Annotated in this window: 22 protein-coding genes and 1 tRNA gene; 15 read left to right on the top strand and 8 right to left on the bottom strand. The window is 60.5% G+C overall.

The annotated features are described in order from the left end of the window. Positions 1-58 precede the first annotated feature (58 nt). Positions 59-364, top strand: a complete 306-nt coding sequence (locus AC1RS8_RS18735; protein ID WP_056726267.1) for a YkgJ family cysteine cluster protein — start codon at positions 59-61, stop codon at positions 362-364. A gap of 144 nt (positions 365-508) precedes the next feature. On the opposite strand, the gene AC1RS8_RS18740 is transcribed toward AC1RS8_RS18735, so the two are convergent. From AC1RS8_RS18740 to hemA, 6 genes are all read right to left on the bottom strand, one after another. Further along, positions 509-1,027 carry an acyloxyacyl hydrolase gene (locus tag AC1RS8_RS18740; protein WP_057713321.1) on the bottom strand — a complete coding sequence of 173 codons (519 nt, stop codon included), beginning with the start codon at positions 1,025-1,027 and terminating at the stop codon, positions 509-511. A 122-nt stretch (positions 1,028-1,149) separates the two neighbouring features. Then, the gene (gene murI, locus AC1RS8_RS18745; protein WP_489339214.1) at positions 1,150-1,941 is read right to left on the bottom strand and encodes a glutamate racemase; all 792 of its coding nucleotides are present in this window, start codon (positions 1,939-1,941) and stop codon (positions 1,150-1,152) included. Next, positions 1,934-2,689: a molybdopterin-synthase adenylyltransferase MoeB gene (locus AC1RS8_RS18750; RefSeq protein ID WP_057713319.1), complete on the bottom strand. Its 756-nt coding sequence runs from the start codon at positions 2,687-2,689 to the stop codon at positions 1,934-1,936. The genes murI and AC1RS8_RS18750 overlap by 8 nt, the downstream gene beginning before the upstream one ends. Further along, positions 2,683-3,513: a peptide chain release factor N(5)-glutamine methyltransferase gene (prmC, locus tag AC1RS8_RS18755; RefSeq protein WP_090457656.1), complete on the bottom strand. Its 831-nt coding sequence runs from the start codon at positions 3,511-3,513 to the stop codon at positions 2,683-2,685. Before prmC ends, AC1RS8_RS18750 begins: the two co-directional genes overlap by 7 nt. After that, on the bottom strand, positions 3,514-4,596 hold the full coding sequence (prfA, locus tag AC1RS8_RS18760) for a peptide chain release factor 1 (RefSeq protein ID WP_007981853.1): 1,083 nt from the start codon (positions 4,594-4,596) through the stop codon (positions 3,514-3,516). Continuing rightward, on the bottom strand, positions 4,593-5,882 hold the full coding sequence (hemA, locus tag AC1RS8_RS18765; RefSeq protein ID WP_057713317.1) for a glutamyl-tRNA reductase: 1,290 nt from the start codon (positions 5,880-5,882) through the stop codon (positions 4,593-4,595). The genes prfA and hemA overlap by 4 nt, the downstream gene beginning before the upstream one ends. Before the next feature lie 235 nt (positions 5,883-6,117). Between hemA and AC1RS8_RS18770 the strand changes: the two genes are divergently transcribed. The 8 genes from AC1RS8_RS18770 to ychF all read left to right on the top strand — a co-directional run bounded on the left by AC1RS8_RS18770 (position 6,118) and on the right by ychF (position 13,035). Next, complete coding sequence (locus AC1RS8_RS18770) at positions 6,118-7,842, top strand: tetratricopeptide repeat protein (protein WP_150814904.1); 1,725 nt, start codon at positions 6,118-6,120, stop codon at positions 7,840-7,842. Positions 7,843-7,846: 4 nt separating this feature from the next. After that, positions 7,847-8,464 (top strand): lipoprotein insertase outer membrane protein LolB, encoded by a 618-nt coding sequence (lolB, locus tag AC1RS8_RS18775; protein ID WP_057713315.1) that lies wholly within the window; start codon positions 7,847-7,849, stop codon positions 8,462-8,464. A gap of 1 nt (position 8,465) precedes the next feature. Next, entirely contained in the window at positions 8,466-9,317 is an 852-nt protein-coding gene (ispE, locus tag AC1RS8_RS18780) for a 4-(cytidine 5'-diphospho)-2-C-methyl-D-erythritol kinase (RefSeq protein ID WP_489339215.1), read from the top strand. 36 nt (positions 9,318-9,353) lie between these two features. Then, positions 9,354-9,428: transfer RNA gene (locus tag AC1RS8_RS18785), tRNA-Gln, on the top strand. A 46-nt stretch (positions 9,429-9,474) separates the two neighbouring features. Then, on the top strand, positions 9,475-10,416 hold the full coding sequence (locus AC1RS8_RS18790; protein WP_003171603.1) for a ribose-phosphate pyrophosphokinase: 942 nt from the start codon (positions 9,475-9,477) through the stop codon (positions 10,414-10,416). A 142-nt stretch (positions 10,417-10,558) separates the two neighbouring features. Beyond that, the gene (locus AC1RS8_RS18795; protein ID WP_007973891.1) at positions 10,559-11,158 is read left to right on the top strand and encodes a 50S ribosomal protein L25/general stress protein Ctc; all 600 of its coding nucleotides are present in this window, start codon (positions 10,559-10,561) and stop codon (positions 11,156-11,158) included. 169 nt (positions 11,159-11,327) lie between these two features. After that, positions 11,328-11,912, top strand: coding sequence for an aminoacyl-tRNA hydrolase (gene pth, locus AC1RS8_RS18800; RefSeq protein WP_007973893.1), 585 nt, complete (start codon positions 11,328-11,330; stop codon positions 11,910-11,912). A 22-nt stretch (positions 11,913-11,934) separates the two neighbouring features. Then, positions 11,935-13,035, top strand: a complete 1,101-nt coding sequence (gene ychF / locus AC1RS8_RS18805) for a redox-regulated ATPase YchF (protein ID WP_116264387.1) — start codon at positions 11,935-11,937, stop codon at positions 13,033-13,035. A gap of 171 nt (positions 13,036-13,206) precedes the next feature. Here ychF and AC1RS8_RS18810 read toward each other — a convergent pair whose 3' ends face one another. After that, complete coding sequence (locus AC1RS8_RS18810; protein ID WP_090457663.1) at positions 13,207-14,424, bottom strand: MFS transporter; 1,218 nt, start codon at positions 14,422-14,424, stop codon at positions 13,207-13,209. A 333-nt stretch (positions 14,425-14,757) separates the two neighbouring features. On the opposite strand from AC1RS8_RS18810, the gene AC1RS8_RS18815 reads away from it, so the two are divergent. Next, the gene (locus AC1RS8_RS18815; RefSeq protein WP_489339216.1) at positions 14,758-16,815 is read left to right on the top strand and encodes a methyl-accepting chemotaxis protein; all 2,058 of its coding nucleotides are present in this window, start codon (positions 14,758-14,760) and stop codon (positions 16,813-16,815) included. A gap of 15 nt (positions 16,816-16,830) precedes the next feature. On the opposite strand, the gene AC1RS8_RS18820 is transcribed toward AC1RS8_RS18815, so the two are convergent. Next, positions 16,831-17,736: a LysR substrate-binding domain-containing protein gene (locus tag AC1RS8_RS18820; RefSeq protein WP_057713310.1), complete on the bottom strand. Its 906-nt coding sequence runs from the start codon at positions 17,734-17,736 to the stop codon at positions 16,831-16,833. Positions 17,737-17,964: 228 nt separating this feature from the next. Here AC1RS8_RS18820 and AC1RS8_RS18825 point away from each other — a divergent pair, with 228 nt between their 5' ends. Genes AC1RS8_RS18825 through AC1RS8_RS18845 form a run of 5 tightly spaced genes read left to right on the top strand, consistent with a single transcriptional unit; the run spans position 17,965 to position 23,414 of the window. After that, positions 17,965-19,083 carry an ABC transporter ATP-binding protein gene (locus AC1RS8_RS18825; RefSeq protein ID WP_218494205.1) on the top strand — a complete coding sequence of 373 codons (1,119 nt, stop codon included), beginning with the start codon at positions 17,965-17,967 and terminating at the stop codon, positions 19,081-19,083. 15 nt (positions 19,084-19,098) lie between these two features. Next, complete coding sequence (locus tag AC1RS8_RS18830; RefSeq protein WP_007981819.1) at positions 19,099-20,019, top strand: ABC transporter permease; 921 nt, start codon at positions 19,099-19,101, stop codon at positions 20,017-20,019. After that, positions 20,019-20,825, top strand: a complete 807-nt coding sequence (locus AC1RS8_RS18835; RefSeq protein ID WP_057713307.1) for an ABC transporter permease — start codon at positions 20,019-20,021, stop codon at positions 20,823-20,825. Before AC1RS8_RS18830 ends, AC1RS8_RS18835 begins: the two co-directional genes overlap by 1 nt. 27 nt (positions 20,826-20,852) lie before the next feature. After that, on the top strand, positions 20,853-21,899 hold the full coding sequence (locus AC1RS8_RS18840) for an ABC transporter substrate-binding protein (RefSeq protein WP_057713306.1): 1,047 nt from the start codon (positions 20,853-20,855) through the stop codon (positions 21,897-21,899). A gap of 60 nt (positions 21,900-21,959) precedes the next feature. Next, entirely contained in the window at positions 21,960-23,414 is a 1,455-nt protein-coding gene (locus tag AC1RS8_RS18845; RefSeq protein WP_489339217.1) for an amidase, read from the top strand. The last annotated feature ends 14 nt before the right edge of the window (positions 23,415-23,428 follow it).

Genomic DNA, 23,428 nt, shown 5'->3' on the forward strand with positions numbered 1-23,428 from the left:
TTTGAGCGTCCGTCAGACCTTTCACACAGTACCCGGTGACTGCCTTACACTGCGCGCCATGAAAACCATCCCCCATACGCAAATCGCGGAACCCGCGGTCACCTGCTCGACCTGCGCAGCCTGCTGCTGCCAGCTCGAAGTCATGCTGATCACAGATACGGGCGTGCCTGAACGGTTCATCGATACCGATGACTGGGGCGGGGAAGTGATGTTGCGCCTGGATGACGGTTGGTGTGCCGCGCTGGATCGCAACACGATGATGTGCACGATCTACGAAAAACGCCCGCTGATCTGCCGGGAGTTCGAGATGGGCGCTCCGGAGTGCATCGAAGAACGCCAGGGGATTTCGACGGCGTATCGCTGAACTGGAAAACCACGTGTCCCCCTGTGGGAGCGAGCTTGCTCGCGATAGCGATTTCAGACTCAACATTGATGTTGAATGAAACATCGTCATCGCGAGTAAGCTCGCTCCCACAGAGGGATTTACAACCCGCTGAAACCGTGGTGCTTACAACGGCATCGTGTAATGCAATGCGTAACTTTCTACACCATCGTTCGGAGTGGTGATCCCGGCGTTGGAATAGTGCGTCGCACGAACCCCGACTTCATGTCCGCCGGCAAAGCGCAAACCGAAACCAAAGCGGTCTTCGAACTGAAAGGCGCTGCCCAGATCGTTGCTTTCGACTTCGGTGCTGGCAAACGCCGCCACGCCAATCCCAAACTCGATGTAGGGTTTGACGTTCTGGCCGGCAAATTCATAAACAAGCACGGGTGAGAACGACAGGCTGTGGTTACTGGATTTCTCGTCACCTTCCCAATAGGTATAGGCGCCGTCCCAGTAACCGGTCAGACGACCAACGTCGCTCTGCCACCAGCTCTGGTCCCAATCGAATTGCATCCCCAATCGATAGGTCATGGTCGACTCGCCGGTTTGCCCCACGGCAAATTCCACACCTGCCGCCTGCGCGGTAAAAGTGTGCCCCAAAAGTGCGGTCGCAATCGCGGCCAAGCAGAATAGTCGCTTCACTTGAAACTTCCTTTTCCGAACGATTTCGTATGGTTTTTTTGTTACCAAGCCCTGCAAAACTATAGAAGTCAGCGATTTATCAGAAGTTTACCCCGACTCTTCGTATTCCCCCGGACAGCCATCTACCTGTTGAAGCTTCGCACAACACCAGAGGTATTCCACAGTATCGGCAAGATATTTCTGAAATGAAGCGGATCAGCGCTGGTCCAGAACTGTGCCTCACGGGAAGGTCCCTGGGCGAGCAGCTCGCCTTCGGCCAGCAGACGCTGAAGTTGTCGCGCGACGGCGGCGCCGGTGTCGATCAGGCTGATGTCCTCGGGGATCATCTGCCGCAGCATCGGCTTGAGAAAGGGGTAATGGGTGCAGCCGAGAATCAGAGTGTCCGCGCCGGCAGCCAGCAGTGGCTCGACATACCCGGCCAACAGCTTGCGCAACTCGGGGCTGCGCAGGTCGCCGTTTTCAATCAGCTCCACAAGCCCTGGACAGGGCTGGGTGATCACCTTCACGTCCGTGGCGAAGCGGTCGAGCAACGCGGCGAACTTGGCGCTCTGCAAAGTGCCTGTGGTGGCCAGCACCCCCACCACGCCGGAGCGGGTTGCGGCGGCGGCCGGCTTGACTGCCGGCTCCATGCCAACGATGGGCCATTCCGGATAGTCGCGACGCAGGTCGGCGACCCCGGCAACCGTCGCCGTGTTGCACGCCAGCACCAAAGCCTTGGCGCCCTGTTGCCGAAAGAAGTCGGCCATCACGCTGCAACGTTGCTGGATAAATGCCGGGGATTTTTCGCCGTAGGGAACATTCCCGCAGTCGGCGACATACAACAGCGACTCATTGGGCAGCAAACGCTGGATCTCGGCCAGTACCGAGAGCCCACCGACACCGGAGTCGAACACGCCAATCGGCGCTTCACGCATGTTTCGGCCCACAGACGCTGCAGCCCGGATCGCGCTTGACCCGCAGTTCACGGAAGCGCGTGCCCAAGGCATCGATCAACAACAGGCGCCCCACCAACGGCTCGCCGAATCCGGCCAGCAACTTCAACGCTTCAAGCGCTTGCAGACTGCCGACCAGCCCCACCAGCGGACCGACCACGCCGGCCTCGCTACAGGTCAATTCGGCTTCGCTGCCGTGCCCGTATAAACAGTGGTAGCACGGACTCTCCGGTCGACGCGGATCGAACACCGACAGCTGCCCTTCGAGGCGAATCGCCGCGCCGCTGACCAGCGGTTTGCCGGCCGCCACGCAAGCGGCGTTGACCGCTTCACGGGTGGAAAAATTGTCAGAACAATCGAGGACCAGATCCACTCTGGCCACTACGGCGGCCAGGGAGTCTTCGTCCAGCGCCGCACGATGGGCGATCAGTTGAATCTCGGGGTTGATCGCCGTCAGGCGCTTGATTGCCGAATCGACCTTGGTCATGCCGACGCTGTCGGTGTCGTGAATGATCTGGCGTTGCAGGTTGGTCAGGTCGACCGTATCGAAGTCCGCCAGGTGCAACTCACCAACGCCGGCGGCCGCCAGATACAGCGCCACTGGCGCGCCAAGGCCGCCAAGACCGACGATCAATACGCGGCTTTCCTTGAGCCGCAACTGGCCGTCGATATCGATGTGTTGCAGCAGAATCTGCCGGCTGTAGCGCAGCAATTCCTGATCATTCAGCACGGCAGGCGCCCCAGACTGATGCGTTGATGACCGCCCAGATCGGTGCGGCTGTGGACTTCTTCGAAACCCCGGGTCAGCAGCAAATCGCGAACCGCCTCGGCCTGATCATAGCCGTGTTCGAGCATCAGCCAACCGCCGGCGTCCAGATGGTCCGGTGCCTGGGCAACGATCAAGCGCAGATCGTCGAGCCCGTCGACACCCGCCACCAGGGCGCTGGCCGGTTCAAAGCGCACGTCGCCCTCGACCAGATGCGGATCGGCCGCTGCGATGTAGGGCGGATTGCTGATGATCAGTTGAAAACGCTGACCTTCCAGGGCGCTGAACCAATGGCTGCTCAGCACGGTGGCGTTGTCCAGGTGCAGGCGCTGGCGATTGCGTTCGGCCAGGGCCACGGCTTCCAGGACACGATCCACGGCAGTGACGCTCCAGGCCGGACGCTCGCTGGCCAGGGCCAAGGCAATCGCGCCGCTGCCCGTGCCAAGGTCGAGTACCTTGGCCGGTGTGGCCGGCAACAGCTCCAGCGCGGCTTCCACCAGCAGTTCGGTGTCGGGGCGCGGGATCAGCGTGTGCGGTGCCACTTCCAGGTCCAGCTTCCAGAAACCCTGCTGGCCGAGGATATAGGCCACCGGCTCGCCGCTGCGACGACGCTGCAAATACTCGGCGAACGTCAGCGCCGCTTCGCTCGGCACGATGCGCTCCGGCCAGGTATGCAGGAAACTGCGGGACTTGCCCAAGGCCGCCGCCAGCAGCAGTTCGGCATCCAGACGCGCCGTCGGCGAGTCGGGTAAATCGGCGGCGCGCAACAAACTGGCAATGATCGTCATTTACTCACCTATCGCTGCCAGTTGATCGGCCTGGTACTCGGCCAGCAACGGCTCGATCACCGCCTCGACACCGCCGGCGAGGATCTCGTCGAGGGAATACAAGGTCAGGTTGACTCGATGATCGGTGACCCGGCCCTGGGCAAAATTATAGGTGCGGATACGCTCTGAGCGGTCGCCGGAACCGACCAGCAACTTGCGCTCGCTGGCGATGGCGTTGGCCGCGGCGGAGGTCTGCTGATCGTTCAGCTTGGCCGACAACCAGGACATCGCCCGGGCGCGGTTCTTGTGCTGTGAACGTTCTTCCTGGCACTCGACCACAATACCGGATGGCAAGTGCGTGATACGGATCGCCGAGTCGGTCTTGTTGACGTGCTGGCCACCGGCGCCGGAGGAACGATAGGTATCGATGCGCAGATCGGCCGGGTTGATCTCGATGGCTTCCTGTTCGTCCGGCTCGGGCAATACCGCCACGGTGCAGGCCGACGTGTGAATGCGGCCTTGAGATTCGGTCGCCGGAACCCGCTGCACGCGGTGCGCGCCGGATTCGAACTTCAGCTTGCCGTAGACGTTGTCGCCCTCGACCCGGGCAATCACCTCTTTATAGCCGCCGTGTTCACCCTCGTTCTCCGAAAGGATCTCCACCCGCCAGCCACGACGCTCGGCGTAACGCGAATACATGCGGAACAGGTCGCCGGAGAAAATCGCCGCTTCGTCACCACCGGTACCGGCACGGATCTCGAGGAACACGTTGCGGCCGTCGTTCGGGTCCTTGGGCAGCAGCATGCGCTGCAGGTCGGCTTCGAGCGTGACCAGGCGTTCCTTGGCCTCGCGGACTTCTTCCACGGCCATTTCCCGCATGTCCGGGTCGCTGTCCTTGAGCAGTGCCTGGGCGCCTTCGAGGTCGTCCTGCACTTTCAGCAGTTCTTTATAGGCGCCCACGATCGGTTCAACTTCCGCGTACTCCTTGGAATAGGTGCGGAACTTGTTCTGATCGGAAATGACCTCGCCATCGCCCAACAGGGCGGTCAATTCCTCGAAACGGTCCTGGAGGATATCCAGCTTATTGAGCAGTGACGCTTTCATTGCGGTTTTTTATCCGAAAAGCTATCCGATGAGCCCTCACCGAGGGCAAAGAGTTCCTGGGCCATCGCCAGCGCATCCAGGCGACCTTCGGCAGAGAGCTTTTTCAACTGCACGCTCGGTGCGTGCAACAGTTTGTTGGTCAGCCCGCGGGCCAGTTGCACCAGCACCTCTTCGGCACTGGTGCCGTTGGCCAGCATGCGCTGGGCCTTTTGCAATTCTTCATCGCGCAGGCGTTCGCTCTGTTGACGATAGGCCTTGAGCACGTCCACCGCCGCCAATTCGCGCAGGCGGATCATGAAATCTTCGGCACCGATCGAGACCATCTCTTCGGCGGCCTGGGCTGCCCCCTGGCGGCTCTTGAGGTTCTCGGCAACCACTTCGTGGAGGTCGTCGACGCTATAGAGGTAAACGTCGTCCAGTTCACCGACTTCTGGCTCGATGTCGCGGGGAACAGCGATATCCACCATGAAGATCGGTTTGTGCTTGCGCAGTTTCAAGGCGCTTTCCACCGCACCCTTGCCCAGAATCGGCAACTGGCTGGCGGTGGAACTGATGACGATATCGCTGCGCACCAGCTCTGCCGGAATATCCGACAGCAGCACCGCATGGGCACCGAACTGTTCGGCCAGGATGCTCGCGCGCTCCAGGGTGCGGTTGGCGACCACTATGCGCTTTACACCCAGGTCATGCAGATGGCGGGCGACCAGGGTGATGGTCTCGCCGGCGCCGATCAACAAGGCCTGGCTGCGTTGCAGGTCGCTGAAAATCTGCTTGGCCAGGCTTACCGCGGCAAACGCTACCGACACCGGGTTCTCGCCGATGGCCGTGTCGGTGCGCACCTGCTTGGCCGCATTGAACGTGGCCTGGAACAGCCTACCGAGCAACGGCCCGATGGTGCCGGCCTCGCGGGCCACGGCATAGGCCGATTTCATCTGGCCAAGAATCTGCGGTTCGCCCAACACCAGCGAGTCGAGCCCGGAAGCGACCCGCATCATGTGACGAACTGCCGCATCATCTTCATGCACATAGGCGCTTTCGCGCAGCTCGTCGTAGCTCAAATGATGATATTCGGCCAGCCAGCGCAGCACGACGTCCGCCGACAGGTGATCCTGTTCTATATAGAGTTCACTGCGATTGCAGGTGGAGAGGATCGCAGCTTCGCGGCTGTCGGTGAGTCGGCAGAGCTGCTGCAAGGCCTCAACCAGCTGCTCAGGGGTAAAAGCCACGCGCTCGCGGACGTCTACTGAAGCAGTCTTGTGGTTAATACCGAGTGCAAGGAAGGCCATTCAAAGTCGCTGATGGTGACGTGAAGCCGGCAATTGTCCTACTTCGACGGAATCAGAACAACTACTCGATATCTATCGCCCCATCAGGCGCCGCCGCGGGTTGCGAGCGGTTCTCGTTTACACAAGCATCAGGGCGACGCGGATCGGGCTGGCAGGTAAATTGCCGGGCCGGTTATGTTTGCTCGAAAGCTTGTGTCATGATGATCCGACCGCAGGTTAGTCGTCCTCTTCCTATATGAATAGATCCTCCGCGTTGCTCCTCGCTCTTGTCTTCCTCAGCGGCTGCCAGGCCTTGGCACCCGTTTCGTCGGACGGTGCGCCGCCGGTTGAAGACAGCACCCCGGCCCCTGAAAAGCCCAAGGTCTACAGCCCATTCAGCGAGGAAACCATCTTCAGCCTGTTGAGCGCCGAACTGGCTGGCCAGCGCAATCGTTTTGACATTGCCCTGGACAACTATGTGACCCAGGCCATCAACACCCAGGATCCGGGCATCTCCGAGCGGGCATTTCGTATCGCCGAATATCTGGGCGCCGACCAGGCAGCCCTGGATACTGCGCTGATCTGGGCCAGGAACGCCCCCGACGACCTCGAAGCGCAACGCGCTGCCGCCGTGCAACTGGCGCGCGCCGGGCGTTATGACGACTCCATGGTCTATATGGAGAAAGTCCTGCAAGGCAAAGGCGACACCCATTTCGACTTCCTTGCGCTATCCGCGGCCGACACCGACCAGGACACCCGCAACGGCTTGATGAAAAGCTTCGACCGTTTGTTGCAGCGTCATCCGGACAACGGCCAGCTGATTTTCGGCAAGGCCTTGCTGATGCAACAGGATGGCGACGCCAAGGGCGCGCTGAAGCTGCTGGAAGACAATCCGCCGGAGGACGGCGAAATTGCGCCGATCCTGCTGCGCGCACGCCTGCTGCAAACCTTGAATCGCGGTGACGAAGCCCTGCCGCTGCTGCAGAAAAGCATCAAGAAATACCCGGACGACAAGCGCCTGCGCCTGACTTACGCGAGGATGCTGGTTGAACAGGACCGCATGGACGACGCCAAGGCAGAGTTCTCGAGCCTGGTCCAGCAATACCCGGAAGACGACGAACTGCGTTACTCCCTGGCGCTGGTGTGCCTGGAAGCCAAGGACTGGAATGAGGCCAAGGGTCATCTTGAAGACCTGATCGCCCGGGAAAGCCATGTCGACTCGGCGCACCTGAACCTCGGCCGCATCGCCGAAGAACAAAACGACCCGCAAGGCGCACTGATCGAATACGCCAAGGTTGGCCCGGGCAACGACTTCCTGCCGGCGCAATTGCGTCAGGCCGACATCCTGATCAACAACGGCAAGACCGCCGAAGCGCAACGCAAGCTGGCGGCAGAGCGCGATGAGCAGCCGGATTACGCCATCCAGTTGTACCTGATCGAAGTCGAAACCCTGTCCGCCAACAATCAGGGCGACAAGGCCTGGAATGCTCTGCAACAGGCCTTGCAGAAATACCCGGACGACCTGAACCTGCTCTACACCCGCGCCATGCAGGCGGAAAAACGCAATGACCTGGCGCAGATGGAAAAAGACCTGCGTACGATCATCAAGCGCGACCCGGACAATGCCATGGCGTTGAATGCCCTGGGCTACACCCTGTCCGACCGCACCACGCGCTACGCCGAAGCCAAGGCCCTGATCGAACAGGCACACCAGATCAGTCCGGAAGACCCGGCGGTACTCGACAGCCTTGGCTGGGTGAATTACCGCCTGGGCAATCTCGACGAAGCCGAGCGCCTGCTGCGCCAGGCCCTGGATCGCTTCCCCGATCAGGAAGTCGCCGCTCACCTGGGTGAAGTCCTGTGGGCCAACGGCAAACAGCGTGAAGCGAAACAAGTCTGGGGCAAGTTCCTCAAGGAACAGCCTGACAGCCCGACCCTGCGCGGCACCATCAAACGCCTGACCGGATCAGAGACTCTTTAAGATTATGTTTTTGCGCCATTTCATCGTTTTCAGCTTTATCGCCCTGCTCGCCGGTTGCGCGGGCCTGGGTCCCCGTGAGTCGGTCGAGGGCCATGGCAACGCCGCCCAATGGCGCGAGCACAAACAGCAACTGACCGGCCTCGATGGCTGGCAGATCGACGGCAAGATCGGCATCCGTGCCCCGAAAGACTCGGGCAGCGGCACGCTGTTCTGGTTGCAGCGCCAGGATTACTACGACATTCGCCTGTCGGGACCACTGGGCCGCGGCGCGGCTCGCCTGACCGGACGCCCGGGCAAGGTGTCGCTGGAAGTCGCCAACCAGGGACGTTACGACGCACCGAATCCGGAAGTGCTGCTCGAAGAACAGCTAGGCTGGAAGCTGCCGGTGTCCAACCTGGCCTGGTGGGTGCGCGGGCTCCCGGCTCCCGACAGCAAAAGTCGCCTGACCCTGGACGGCGACAGCCGCCTGGCGAGCCTTGAACAGGATGGCTGGAAGGTCGACTACACCGCCTACACCCAGCAAAACGGTTTCTGGTTACCCGAGCGCATCAAGCTCAGCGGCACCGACCTTGATGTCACGCTGGTGATCAAGATCTGGCAACCGCGCAAACTGGGGTCATGACATGCCGGCCAATCGCCTGACGCTGCCCTCGCCAGCCAAACTCAATTTGATGCTGCACATTCTGGGTCGCCGCGAAGACGGCTACCACGAACTGCAGACGATGTTTCAGTTTCTCGATTACGGCGACGAAATCACCTACGCCCTGCGCGATGACGGTGTCATTCATCTGCACACTGACTTCGAAGGTGTTCCCCACGACAGTAACCTGATCGTCAAGGCCGCCAGAAAACTTCAGGAGCAATCCGCTTGCTCGCTGGGCGTCGATATCTGGATCGACAAGATCCTGCCCATGGGCGGCGGCATCGGTGGCGGCAGCTCGAATGCCGCAACAACATTGCTGGGTTTGAATCATCTGTGGCAATTGGGCTGGGATGAAGACCGCCTGGCCGGGCTGGGGTTGACGCTGGGCGCCGACGTCCCGGTTTTCGTACGTGGCCACGCGGCTTTCGCCGAGGGCGTGGGGGAGAAACTGACCCCTGTCGACCCGGAAGAACCGTGGTATCTGGTGCTGGTGCCGCAAGTCTCTGTTAGTACGGCAGAAATTTTTTCAGATCCGTTGTTGACACGTAACACTCCTCCCATTAAAGTGCGCCCCGTTCCCAAGGGAAACAGTCGAAATGACTGCTTGCCGGTGGTAACAAGGCGTTATCCAGAGGTATGTAACGCTTTGAATTTGTTAGGTAAATTTACCGAAGCAAAACTCACCGGAACTGGAAGTTGTGTGTTTGGGGGCTTCCCAAGCAAAGCTGAAGCTGATAAAGTCTCGGCCCTTCTGACAGAGACCCTTACAGGATTTGTAGCAAAAGGAAGCAACGTTTCGATGTTGCATCGCAAGCTGCAAAGTCTGCTCTAAAGGAACCGATTACTGGGTAATCGTTGCAACAGATACAGGGGCGTCGCCAAGCGGTAAGGCAGCAGGTTTTGATCCTGCCATGCGTTGGTTCGAATCCAGCCGCCCCTGCCATTTTCCTATACTCATCCAGGTTACCCTCAGCCTTCAGGTACTGCGCGTGTCCAAGATGATGGTCTTTACGGGGAACGCTAACCCCGATCTGGCTCGGCGTGTCGTACGTCAGCTGCATATCCCTCTCGGTGACATCTCTGTCGGTAAATTCTCCGACGGCGAAATTACAGCCGAGATCAATGAAAACGTTCGCGGTAAAGACGTCTTCATTATTCAGCCGACTTGCGCTCCGACCAACGATAACCTGATGGAACTGGTAGTGATGGCTGATGCCTTCCGCCGCTCCTCGGCTACTCGTATCACTGCTGTTATTCCTTACTTTGGTTATGCCCGTCAGGATCGCCGTCCGCGTTCCGCACGTGTGGCTATCAGCGCGAAAGTCGTGGCTGACATGCTTACCGTAGTCGGCATCGACCGTGTTCTCACGGTTGATCTGCATGCTGACCAAATCCAGGGTTTCTTCGATATTCCGGTAGATAACATCTACGGCTCCCCGGTTCTGGTGGATGACATCGAAGATCAGCGCTTCGAAAACCTGATGATCGTGTCCCCGGACATTGGTGGCGTCGTGCGTGCACGTGCCGTTGCCAAATCCCTGGGCGTGGATCTCGGGATCATCGACAAACGCCGTGAGAAAGCCAATCACTCTGAAGTGATGCATATCATCGGTGATGTCGAAGGGCGTACCTGTATTCTGGTCGATGACATGGTCGATACCGCCGGCACCCTGTGCCACGCGGCCAAGGCCTTGAAAGAGCATGGCGCTGCCAAGGTTTTCGCCTACTGCACGCACCCTGTGCTGTCGGGTCGGGCGATCGAAAACATCGAAAATTCCGTGCTGGACGAGTTGGTGGTGACTAACACCATTCCTCTGTCCGCTGCAGCACAAGCCTGTGCGCGTATCCGCCAACTGGATATCGCACCGGTAGTTGCCGAGGCGGTCCGCCGCATCAGCAATGAAGAATCGATCAGCGCGATGTTCCGCTAAGGGCCCTGCCCTTCTCGAAATGTCTCGTTGACGAAAAGCGCCCCGCCCCGGCATTCCTGTCGGGGCGGGGCTTTTTTGCCCATATCGCCTTTAGCGCTGGTCGCAAACGCTGGGGCGAGTGTGGTTATTTTGGAGATACAACATGAACGATTTTACTCTGAATGCTGAAGTGCGTTCCGACCTGGGGAAAGGTGCGAGCCGCCGCCTGCGTCGTCTCGCAAGCCTGGTTCCAGCTGTAGTTTACGGTGGCGACAAAGCCCCTGAATCCATCAGCATGCTGGCCAAAGAAGTTGCCAAACTGCTCGAAAACGAAGCGGCTTACAGCCACATCATCGAGCTGAACGTTGGTGGCACCAAGCAGAACGTCGTGATCAAAGCCCTGCAGCGTCACCCGGCCAAAGGCCACGTGATGCACGCTGACTTCGTACGCGTAGTAGCCGGCCAGAAACTGACCGCTATCGTTCCAGTGCACTTCATCAACGAAGAAGCACCGACCAAGAAAGGCGGCGAAATCTCGCACGTTGTTGCCGAGATCGAAGTTTCCTGCCTGCCGAAAGATCTGCCTGAGTTCATCGAAGTCGACCTGGCTAACGCTGAAATCGGTTCGATCATTCACCTGTCGGACCTCAAGGCTCCTAAAGGCGTTGAGTTCGTGGCCCTGGCACACGGTGATGACAAGGCTGTTGCCAACGTCCACGCTCCACGTGTTGCTCCAGAAGCTGCAGAAGGCGCTGCAGAGTAATTTTACTCTGTACGCCGGAGTGACCGGAAACATCGCGGACTAGAGCATAGCGAGAAAGCGGGCGAGAACGCGGAGTTTACATCATGGTAAATGAGCAATTTTCGTCCACTTTCGCCGCTATCCCTGATTGCGGCGATGTTATCCACCACTCCAAGGAAGGGCCCCTATCGTGACTGCCATCAAACTGATCGTTGGCCTGGGAAATCCAGGCGCTGAATACGAACAGACCCGGCATAACGCAGGGGCCCTTTTTGTTGAGCGCATCGCGAACGCACAAGGCGTGAACCTTGTGGCGGACCGCAAGTATTTCGGCCTGACCGGGCGCTATTCGCATCAGGGTCAGGATGTTCGTCTGCTGATTCCCACCACGTACATGAACCGCAGCGGCCAGGCCGTGGCGGCCCTTGCAGGTTTCTTTCGCATCAAGCCTGAAGAAATCCTCGTGGCACACGACGAACTCGACCTGCCACCCGGCGTCGCCAAACTCAAAGTGGGCGGCGGACATGGCGGTCACAACGGACTGCGCGACATCATTGCGCAACTGGGCAATCAGAACACTTTCCACCGCCTGCGGCTTGGCATCGGTCATCCGGGCGTCGCCAGTATGGTTTCAAATTTCGTCCTGGGTCGTGCGCCACGCGCCGAACAGGAAAAACTCGATGCCAGCATCGACTTTGCCCTCGGCGTGCTGCCGGATATCCTCGCCGGGGAATGGAACCGCGCGATGAAAAACCTGCACAGCCAGAAGGCCTGACTCTTATCCGAGGGGAAACACCATGGGATTCAATTGCGGCATCGTCGGCCTGCCTAACGTCGGCAAGTCCACCCTGTTCAACGCCCTGACCAAATCCGGGATCGCGGCCGAGAACTTCCCCTTCTGCACCATCGAGCCGAACAGCGGTATCGTGCCGATGCCGGATCCGCGTCTGGATGCCCTGGCAGCCATCGTCAATCCAAAGCGCATCCTGCCGACCACCATGGAATTCGTCGACATCGCTGGCCTGGTTGCCGGCGCGTCGAAAGGTGAAGGCCTGGGCAACAAGTTTTTGGCCAACATTCGTGAAACCGATGCCATCGCCCACGTGGTCCGCTGCTTCGAAGACGAGAACGTGATTCACGTCTCCAATAGCGTCGACCCGAAACGCGACATCGAAATCATCGAACTGGAACTGATCTTCGCCGACCTCGACAGCTGCGAGAAGCAACTGCAGAAAGTCGCGCGCAACGCCAAGGGCGGTGACAAGGACGCAGTGGTCCAGAAAGGCCTGCTGGAGCAACTGATCGCTCACTTCACCGAAGGCAAGCCGGCGCGCAGCCTGATGAAGAACATGGGCACCGACGAGAAAGCGGTGATCAAGGGCTTCCACCTGCTGACCACCAAGCCGGTCATGTACATCGCCAACGTCGCTGAAGACGGTTTCGAGAACAACCCGCACCTGGACGTTGTACGCGCCATCGCCGAAGAAGAAGGCGCCGTGGTTGTTCCGGTGTGCAACAAGATCGAAGCGGAAATCGCCGAGCTCGATGACGGCGAAGAAAAAGACATGTTCCTCGAAGCCCTGGGCCTCGAAGAGCCTGGCCTGAACCGCGTGATCCGCGCCGGCTACGAAATGCTGCACCTGCAGACCTACTTCACCGCCGGTGTCGAAGAAGTCCGCGCCTGGACCGTCCGCGTCGGTGCCACCGCACCACAAGCCGCTGGCGTGATCCACACCGACTTCGAAAAAGGCTTCATCCGCGCCGAAGTGATCGCCTACAACGACTTCATCCAGTACAAGGGCGAAGCCGGTACCAAGGAAGCCGGTAAATGGCGTCTGGAAGGCAAGGATTACATCGTTAAAGACGGCGACGTGATGCACTTCCGTTTCAACGTGTAAGCCATACGCCCAAGAAAAAGCCGCGTTTGATACGCGGCTTTTTTTGTGCCTTGTTTTTGCTTTTCTGTGGGAGCGAGCTTGCTCGCGATAGCGGTGTGTCAGCCAACAAAGATACTGACTGACACTCCGTCATCGCGAGCAAGCTCGCTCCCACAGGGGATTTGTGCTGGATCAGGACTTTTTCGTACGCGGCAGGAAGATCGCCAACACCCCGAACAGCGGCAGGAACGAACACAGGTAGTACACGTATTCGATGCCGTGAATATCCGCCAGATGGCCCAGCAACGCCGCGCCAATCCCGCCGAAGCCGAACATCAAACCGAAGAATATCCCGGCGATCATCCCGACATTACCCGGCACCAGTTCCTGGGCGTACACCACGATGGCTGAGAATGCCGAGGCGAGAATGAAGCCGATGACCACGCTGAGAATGCTGGTCCAGAACAGGTCGACATGGGGCAGCAGCAAGGTGAACGGCGCAACGCCGAGGATCGAGAACCAGATCACCGCCTTGCGCCCGATCCTGTCACCGATCGGCCCGCCAAAGAACGTCCCCGCCGCGACCGCGCCGAGAAACAGGAACAGGTGCAGCTGCGAGCTGGCCACCGACAGGTCGAACTTCTCGATCAGATAAAAGGTGAAGTAGCTGGTGAGGCTCGACATGTAGAAATACTTGGAGAACACCAGTAACCCGAGCACCACCAGCGCACTGGTCACTCGGCCCTTCGACAGGCCGTGAGTCGCCGCCTGGCCCTGCTTGAGCTTGAACAGGTTCAAGTGGTTGGCGTACCAGCGGCTGATCCGGTAGAGGACGAACAGCGCAAACACCGCGAACAGGCCGAACCAGGCCACCTGCCCTTGACCGTAGGGAATGATGATCGCCGCCGCCAGCAACGGGCCGAACGCCGAGCCTGCGTTACCGCCGACCTGGAAGGTCGATTGCGCCAGCCCGAAGCGCCCGCCTGAAGCCAGGCGCGCCACGCGGGACGCTTCCGGGTGGAAGGTCGATGAACCGATGCCGATCAGCCCCGCCGCCAACAGGATTAGCGGGAAGCTGCCGACCACCGACATCATCAGAATCCCGACCAGGGTGCAGACCGTACCCGCCGGCAACAACCACGGCTTGGGATGACGATCGGTGTAGTAACCGACCCACGGCTGCAGCAGCGAGGCCGTCAACTGGAACGTCAGGGTGATCAGGCCGACCTGAGTGAAGGTCAGGCCATAGTTGGCCTTGAGCATCGGATAGATCGACGGCAGCACCGACTGGATCAGGTCGTTGATCAAATGCGCCAGCGCTACCGCGCCAATGATGCGCATCACCAGGGGACTGCTTTGGGGCGTAGCGGACGCCGGCACTGAGCCGGTCTGGGCGTTGCTGATAGCCATGGGAATTTCCAGACAACAGGAGGTACGAACGTGCAGGTGCGCCAATGTGCCATTTTTCGGTGCGGCAACGCCATCCCCTTAGCCTGCTAACGACCTCGTTTTTCATCACCACAACCTTGATGGCGCAAAGCCATGGTCTGAATCTTGCCTTCCTTGTCTGCTTGAACGCGGCCTCCTTACAAAGGAGACCGACAATGGGAAGTTTCGCTACAGAGTCGGCCTACAGAGCGGACAAGGGTGAACTTTCGAGGCCTTTTTAGAGGGCACGAGTCGGGGGTGCGACAACCTCCGTCGCACGCCAATAGTGCGTGGTGTCCAGAGGAGTCATGGGGCATGCAGGCTTTTTTATCACCGGGGATCGGGCTGCTGGGGCGTTTTGGCTTCGCACGTAAATTCCAGCTGTTGTTTCTGCTGTTTATCCTGCCGCTGGCCGGCAGCCTGTGGATGATCGGCCAGGACTATCGCGACAAACTCAGCCTGATCTCCGGCGAACGCGCCGGGGTGCGGCAACTGCTTGCGCTCGATGCGCTGGATGACCTGCTCGCCGCCCAGCGTGATCGCGCCGCCAGGTGGCGCGCCACGGAAACCAATCGCCAGCCAACGCCGGCCACCCTCGCCGCGATGGCCGCCTTCGATGGGGTTCAGCCCGCCGTCAGCCAGGCCACTGCCGAATTGGGCAATGCCCTGCAAAAAGAAAGCGCCGAGGGCGAAACCCTGTCGCGTTATCAGGCCCTGCAAACCGCCCTCGATGGCCTCGACTCAAAAAGCCTGAGCAATGTCGGTTGGTGGCCGGATGGATACGATCGCTTCACTAACGCTTTGAGCGCCCTGCAAGCCTTACGCGAGCAGATCGCCATGGACAATCGCCTGACGCTGGCACCGTGGCTGGAAACCTACTTGCTGACGCAGATCTCCACACAGCATGCGCCGGACCTGATCGAACGGGTCGGTCGTCTGGCTGCTGTGGGCCAGGCCTCGGTGGTGTCCGGACAGTTCACCCTGCAAAGCCGCCTGCAACTGCGCGACCTGCGCAGCCGCATCGGCGATGCGCGAGAGCAGCTGGTGAAAACCGCAGGCCTGCTCGAAGCGCGCTTGCCCAGCGCCCTGCAAACCTGGGCCGGGCAATACCACGACAGCCTCAAGCGCCTCGATGCGGGCCTGAAGGTGCTGGATGACGGCGTGTTCGGTGGCAGCATCAACCTCAAGCCGGAGGACTTCGAACGCAGTCTCGACGCCCTGCTCTCTGACCTCGCCTCGTTGCGTCAGCAGTCGCTGGTGTCGCTGGATCAACGCCTGGATTACTACCACGACTCGGCGATCCGCCAGTTCGTTGTTGTGGCCGCCGTGTTGGGCTGCCTGCTGTTGGCCGCGCTGTATCTGTTCATCTGTTTGCAGGCCTCGATCCGCCGCAGCGCCAGCGGCATCACGGTACTGGCCGAGGCCCTGCGCGATGGCAATCTGAGCCTGCAAGTGCCGGTTCAAGGCCGGGACGAACTGGCGGTCATCAGCACCGCGCTGAACGTCGCCGTGGTGCAACTGCGCACCAGCCTGCAAGGGGTGGATCACGAAACCCTGCAACTGAGCAACGCGGTACAAACCCTCAACCATCATTCCAGCGACGCCCTGGGCGAAGTCGAAGCCCAGAAGCTGCAGATCAGCCAGATTGCCGCTGCGGCGACGCAACTGGCCGCCACCTCACAAGGGGTGGCCCACAGCTGCGAACAGGCGTCCGGCAGCGCCCAGCACACCCGGCGCATTGCCGCAGACAGCAGCCGTGACAGCCAGCGCACCACCGCGAGTATCCAGCAGCTCAATCAACGTCTGAACGAGACCGCTGCGGCGCTGGGCCGGGTCAGTGAACAAGGACAGCAGATTCAACTGGTGGTCGACACCATTCGCGGTGTCGCCGAGCAGACCAACCTGCTGGCACTCAACGCCGCCATCGAGGCGGCCCGGGCGGGCGAGCAAGGGCGTGGCTTCGCAGTGGTGGCCGATGAAGTGCGCAGCCTGTCCCAACGCACCCAGTCGTCGACCGCACAGATCGCCGGCACGGTCGACAGCCTGCGCAACACCGTGAATGAGGCCGTCAGCCTGATGCAAGCTGCGTGCAATCAGGCAGAGAGCGATGCGCAAGCGGTCACCGGCCTCGGTGAACGGCTCGGGGAAATCGCCAGTGCGGTGCAGAGCGTCACCGATACCCTGGCGCAAATCGCCACGGCGGTGGAGGAACAGGCCAGTACCGCCGACGAGGTCAGCGGCAATATCCAGCAGGTCGATCAAGCGGCGGTGCGCTTGCTCGAAGGGGCCCGCGCGGTGAACCAGGCCGCGGACACCCTGAGCCACGGCAGCAAAGCCTTAAGCGACAACACCGGGCGCTTCCGTTTGAGTTGAACCCGCCAGGACTTCTCAGGCGCGGATCACCGCCTCCGGGAAGTCCTGCTCCAGTTCGCTCTTGAGCCAGTCGATAAACCACGCCGCGTCTGCCGAGAGTTCGGCGGACGGCGTCAGCACTCGATAGCTTTCCAGCTTCACTTGCGCGTCCACCACCCGCACCAGCTTGCCGCTATGGAGTTCGTCGCGCACCAGCACTTCGTTGGCCAGTGCGATGCCCTGCCCGCTCTCGGCCACCGACAGCGCGTGGTCGTTGTTGACGTAGAGCATGTCCGAATTGAGGTGCATGTCGAGGTCGTTGGCGGCGAACCACAGGTTCCACCACTCGCCGTCATCCACATGGATCAGGTTGTGTTTCACCAGGTCCGCGGGGCTGTCGATGGGCTCGACGCTGGCCAGATAGTCGGGGGAACAGATCGGAAACACCCGAGGACAAATCAGGCTGGTGCGCGAGTGCGCATATTGGCCGTCCAACCCGTAGACGATGCCCAGGTCAGCGCTTTTGCCATCCACTTCGGTGAAGGTGGAGTTGGGCTCGATGGCGAACTTCAAGCCCGGGCGCAGATGACGCATGGCCTCGATGCGCGGCATCAGCCAGCGCTTGGCAAACCCTGGCACCACCATGATGCGCAGCCAGCGTTCGGCGTGTTTTGGCTGCGCCTCTTTTCCAGCTTCGATGATCAGCTGCAAGGCGGCGGTGATCTTGCGGTGGTACTTCTCCCCCGCCGTCGTCAGGTTGACCCCGCGAGAGGTGCGCTCGAACAGTTGGATGCCCAGCCAGTCTTCCAGCAATTTCACATGACGGCCGATGGCCGGCTGGGTCACGTGCAGGGCTTTGGAGGCTTCGACATAGCTGCCCAACCGGGCCGCGGCATCAAAGGCACGCACCGCGTTGAGCGGCGGCAAACGGTGGTCAGGCATGGTTTCCGGGCGCCTTCTGCTGTTAAATTTTTTAACAGCCCCTATGTTAAAATTGAAGTTTCGCCCCCGCAACCCCTCGCTGATAATCGATCCACAGCAGAACAACAAAACAGCTGGTTACAACACCCGAACGCAATCTCGATCCTGCCCAGAAAAATAATATCCATGGCCCGACGACACAGCTGTTTTCAGCACGTGCGCAGGCGATGGGGGAATCGGAGGTAACGCATGAATGCCCTGCATTCGCTGCAAACGCTGGCGGTGTCCATCCGCTCAGTGCGCAAAGTCTACGGTGATCCAAAGACTGGCCCGGTGGCGCTCAAAAGCATCGACCTGGACATTCGCGACAACGAGTTCTTCACCCTTCTCGGCCCTTCGGGCTGCGGCAAAACCACGCTCCTGCGGATGATCGCCGGGTTCGAATTCCCTACCGAAGGCGAAATTCTGCTCTACGGCGAAAACATCGCCGACCGCCCGCCCTTCCAGCGCCCGGTCAACACGGTGTTCCAGCATTACGCGCTGTTCCCGCACATGACCATCGCCGAGAACCTGGCCTTCGGCCTTGAGTCCCACCCGATGGGCAAAGTCCTGAACAAAACGCAAATGGCAGAACGGGTGCGCGAGATGCTCGCCCTGGTGCAGATGGAGCGCTTTGCCAACCGCAAGCCGGCGCAACTGTCTGGCGGTCAGCAACAGCGTGTCGCCCTCGCTCGTGCATTGGCGCCGCATCCCAAGGTCTTGCTGCTCGACGAACCGCTTTCGGCGTTGGACCTCAAGCTGCGCCAGGCCATGCGCGAAGAGCTGAAAACCATTCAGGCGCGCACCGGCATCACCTTCATCTTCGTCACCCACGACCAGGAAGAAGCCCTGACCATGTCCGACCGTATCGCCGTGTTGTCCGAAGGCGAGGTGCAGCAGGTCGGTCGTCCGGAAGACATCTACGAACGCCCGCGCAATCGCTTCGTGGCGGACTTCATCGGTGAAACCAACTTCATCGAAGGCACGGTCACCCGCGTTGCAGACGGCCTCGCCTGGTTCGCCGGTCCGGCCGGTCATCCATTGCCTGCACAGCCATGCAGCGATGTGCGAGTCGGTGCCAACGTCGCATTGTCCGTGCGCCCCGAGCGTTTGCATCTGGTGCCAGCCACCACTGAGAACGCTCTGCCGTGCCGGATCGAAGCGCAGATCTACCTCGGCACCGACCTGCAATACCAGGTCAGCCTGAGCGACGGTTCACGCCTCACCGTGCGCACCCCCAACTGCGTCGACCAGAGCAAACGCTTCGCCGTCGGCAGTCAGGCCGGTCTGTTGTTCGACCAGGGCAGCGCCAGCGTCCTGCACGATTGAGCACGAGGAATTGCCATGCACGCTTTACCGATTGCCAACACACTGGAACGTCGGCGGGCCTTCCAGAGCTTTCTCGGTGTCAGCCCCGCGCTGATCGCCATCGGCCTGTTTCTGATCGTGCCGATCCTGATCGTCATCGGTTACTCGCTGATGGAGGCTAACCCCTATGGCGGGGTGAACAAGGTATTCAGCAGTGACGCCTACACCTCGCTGCTGTTCGAGCGGCAACTGGACGACAGCCTGGCCTTCGCCGACTCCTACCTGATCATTGCCCTGCGCTCCATCGGCATCGCCGGGCTGACCACGCTCATCACCCTGTTGATCGGTTTTCCGGTGGCGGTATGGCTGGCCATGCAACCGGCCCATCGCCGTGGCTTGCTGATCTTCCTGATCACCGTACCGTTCTGGGCCAACCTGTTGATCCGCACCTACGCCTGGATTCTGCTGCTGCGCAACACCGGGGTGATCAACAACAGCCTGATGGGCCTCGGGGTCATCGACCAGCCGCTGCAACTGCTCTACACCGACGGTGCGGTGCTGCTGGGGCTGGTTTATACCTATGCGCCCTTCGTCGTGCTGCCGATCTACGCCACCCTGGAAAAAATGGACATCCGCCTGCTCGAAGCCGCTCAAGACCTCTACGCCGGACGCGTTCGAACCTTGCGCAAGGTGGTGTTGCCGATTGCCAAACCGGGAATTCTCGCCGGCGCCATCCTCACTTTCGTGCCTTGCCTGGGCGCGATGATCGCTCCGGAACTGCTCGGTGGCGGCACGCGAATGATGCTCGGCAACCTGATCTTCCGCCAGTTCAGCGATGCGCGTAACTGGCCTTTCGGTGCGGCTCTGTCGCTGGTGCTGATGGCGGCGGTGATGTTGGTACTGACGGTTTATGCCTTGCGTGCCGAACGCCAGCGCATCGCCAAAGGAGGTGCGTGATGATCGGCCTGTTCAAACGCAACACGCTGGGGGTGCAGGACTTCCCCGGCTTCGGCGGTTTCAGTTTCCTGTTCTACCTGTACCTCTACGCGCCGATCGTGGTGCTGGTGGTGTTTTCGTTCAATGCCAACCAGTCGGCCACGGTGTGGACCGGTTTCAGCTTCGACTGGTATCGCGCCGCATTCGCCAACCAGGCCCTGCGCCAGGCGGCTGGCAACAGCCTGTTGATCGCGGTCTGCGCCAGCATGGTCGCCACGGCCATCGCCACCCTCGCCGCTCTCGGCACTTCACGGGGTGCGAAGTTCAAAGGCCTGCAATTGTCCATGGGCGCGATCATGTTGCCCCTGGTGCTGCCGGAAATCGTGGTCGGCGTCGCCACCCTCGCGCTGTTCTCCACCATCGGTCTGTCCCTGGGCTACGGCAACCTGATCATCGCGCACACGGTGTTCTGTATCCCGTTCGCCTTTCTGCCGATACGGGCACGCCTGAACGACATGGACCTGTCCCTGGAACAAGCCTCGGCCGACCTCTATGCCGGCCCGTGGCGGACCTTTCGCAAGGTCACGTTGCCGCTGCTGATGCCGGGGATTTTCTCCGGGTTGATGCTGGCCTTCATCGTGTCGCTGGATAACTTCGTGATCTCGATGATGGTCTCCCAGGCCGGCACCACCACCTTGCCGATCTTCATCTTCGGCCTGTTGCGCATGGGTGTGACACCGGACGTCAACGCTGTCTCGACCCTGATCCTGGGCGTCTCGGTGCTGTTCGTCACGCTCTCTTATCTGCTGGGCAAAAAGAAAACCTGAACCTTCTACGTACTGTGGGGAAATAGCATGAGCAAGTGGATTAAAAGCATCGGCACTTCGTTGTTCCTGACTTTACCGCTGACCATGGTCGGCAGCGTTCAGGCCGCGGAAAAACTCAACGTGGTGAGCTGGAGCGGCTACTTTTCGCCGGAGATTCTCGCCAAGTTCCAGAAGCAGACCGGCATCGAAGTTACAGTCGACTCCTACGATTCCAACGAAACCCTGCTGGCCAAATTGAAACAGGGCGGTGCCGGTTATGACGTGGCGATCCCCTCGCACCAGTTCGTGCCGATCCTGATCAAGGAAAAACTGCTGGAGCGCTTCGACCCGGTCAACGAGCCTTACTACGCCAGCGTCGTCGACAACCTGAAAAAACCCACCTGGGACCCGGAAGGTGCCTATTCCGTGCCGTTCATCTGGGGCACCACCAGCGTGGTGCTCAACACCGAGCGCTACAAGGGGCCTGCCGACAGCCTCAAGGTGCTTTACGAGCCACCGGCCGAGCTGCAAGGACGAATCAACATGTTCGACTCGGTCAGCGACGTGGTGGACATGGCCAGCCTGTATCTGAACATTCCACTGTGCAGCGAAGACCCGAAGCAGATGCAGCAGATTCTGACCCTGCTCAAGGCGCAGAAACCCTTCGTCAAAACCTACAGTTCCAAGGCCGGTTCGATCCGCGAAAACCTCGCCTCCGGCGAAATCGACATGTCGACCTTCTGGGGTGGCTCGTCGATGCGCGCCCGGGAGATGAAACCGAGCCTGAAATACCTGTACCCGAAAGAAGGTGTGCTGGCCTGGGTCGACAACATGGTCATCCCGACCGGCAGCAAGAACCCGGCAAACGCCAAGGCCTTCATCGCGTTCCTCAGCCAGCCCGAAAACGCGGCGATGACCCAGAACTTCCTCAAGCACCAGAGCCCGATCAAGGGTGTGGAGCCGTTCCTCGACGCGGGCCTCAAGGATGCCCCGGAACTGCACATTCCCGAAGGCACCCAGGTGGTGTTCAGCAAGACCTGCGGCGAAGGCGCGATCCGCCTGGCCGACCGTCTCTGGACCAACCTGATGCGTTGATCTCTACCGCCCCGACGCGATGACGGGGCGTTTTTCCAGCCGTCTGAAAGGCCGCTTGCAATGAACTCTAATAACATCAGCGAACTGGTCCTGTTGCAGGCCCACGAGCTCGCCGAACGCATCCGCCTGCGCCAGGTTTCCTGCCGGGAAGTGATGCAGACTTATCTTGCCCATATCGAACGTTTCAATCCGAAGATCAATGCACTGGTGAGCCTGCAAGCGCCGCAAGACCTGCTGGCCCAGGCCGATATCCGCGACGCCGAACTGGCGAAAGGCCAATACCGTGGCTGGATGCACGGCCTGCCCCACGCCATCAAGGACTTGTCCCTGACCCGTGGCATCCGCACCACGCTGGGTTCGCCGCTGTACAAGGACTTCATCCCCGAGCGCGACGGCATCATGGTCGAGCGAATCAAAGCGGCGGGCGCGATCATCATCGGCAAGAGCAATACCCCGGAATTCGGCCTCGGTTCGCAAAGCTATAACCCGCTGTTCGGCGCGACCGGTTGCGCCTACGACCCGAGCAAGACCGCTGGCGGCAGCAGCGGCGGTGCAGCGGCGGCGCTGGCGATGCACCTGGTGCCGGTGGCCGACGGCAGCGACATGATGGGCTCGCTGCGCAACCCGGCGGCTTTCAACAACATCTTCGGTTTCCGTCCGTCCCAGGGCCGCGTGCCTTTCGATGACAGTGCCGACCTGTTCATCGACCAACTCGGCTACGAAGGCCCCATGGCTCGCAGCGTGCGCGATGCGGCGTTGCTGCTGTCAGTGCAGGCCGGGGCCGATGCACGGGCGCCGCTGTCGATTGCCGAGCCCGGCAGCGCCTTTGCGGCACCGCTGGATCGGGACTTCAAAGGCACGCGTCTGGGCTGGCTCGGCGACTTCAACGGCTACCTGCCGATGGAAAAAGACATCCTCTCGCTGTGTGAAAAGGCCTTTGCCGATTTCGAAAGCCTGGGTTGCCACATCGAGCCCGTTCAATCCGGATTCGCGCCAGAGAAGCTGTGGAGCAGTTGGCGGACGTTGCGCCACTGGATGGTCGCCGGCTCGTTGGGCGCGACATACGCCGACCCGCAAAAACGGGCGCTGTTGAAACCGGAAGCCTGCTGGGAAGTCGAAAACGGCCTGAAACTCTCGGCCACCGACGTGTTTGCCGCCTCGGTGACGCGCAGCGACTGGTATCGGGCGATCTCCAGGTTGTTCGAAAAATACGACTACCTGCTGCTGCCCAGCGCCCAGGTGTTCCCCTTCGATAAAACCCAACCGTGGCCCACCACCATCGAAGGCGTGACCATGGACACCTATCACCGCTGGATGGAGGTGGTGATTCCCGGCACCTTGTCCGGCTGCCCGGTAGCCAACGTACAGGTCGGCTTCAACGCCAGCGGCCTGCCCATGGGCCTGCAAATCATCGGCAGACACCAGGCCGACTTCGCTGTCCTGCAACTGGCCCACGCCTACGAACAGGCCAGCCGCTGGTTCCAGCGCTGCCCTTCACCGCTGCTCAGAGGATAGATTTTGATAAACGG

The sequence above is a fragment of the Pseudomonas sp. GW821-FHT12A04 genome, from assembly GCF_058807755.1.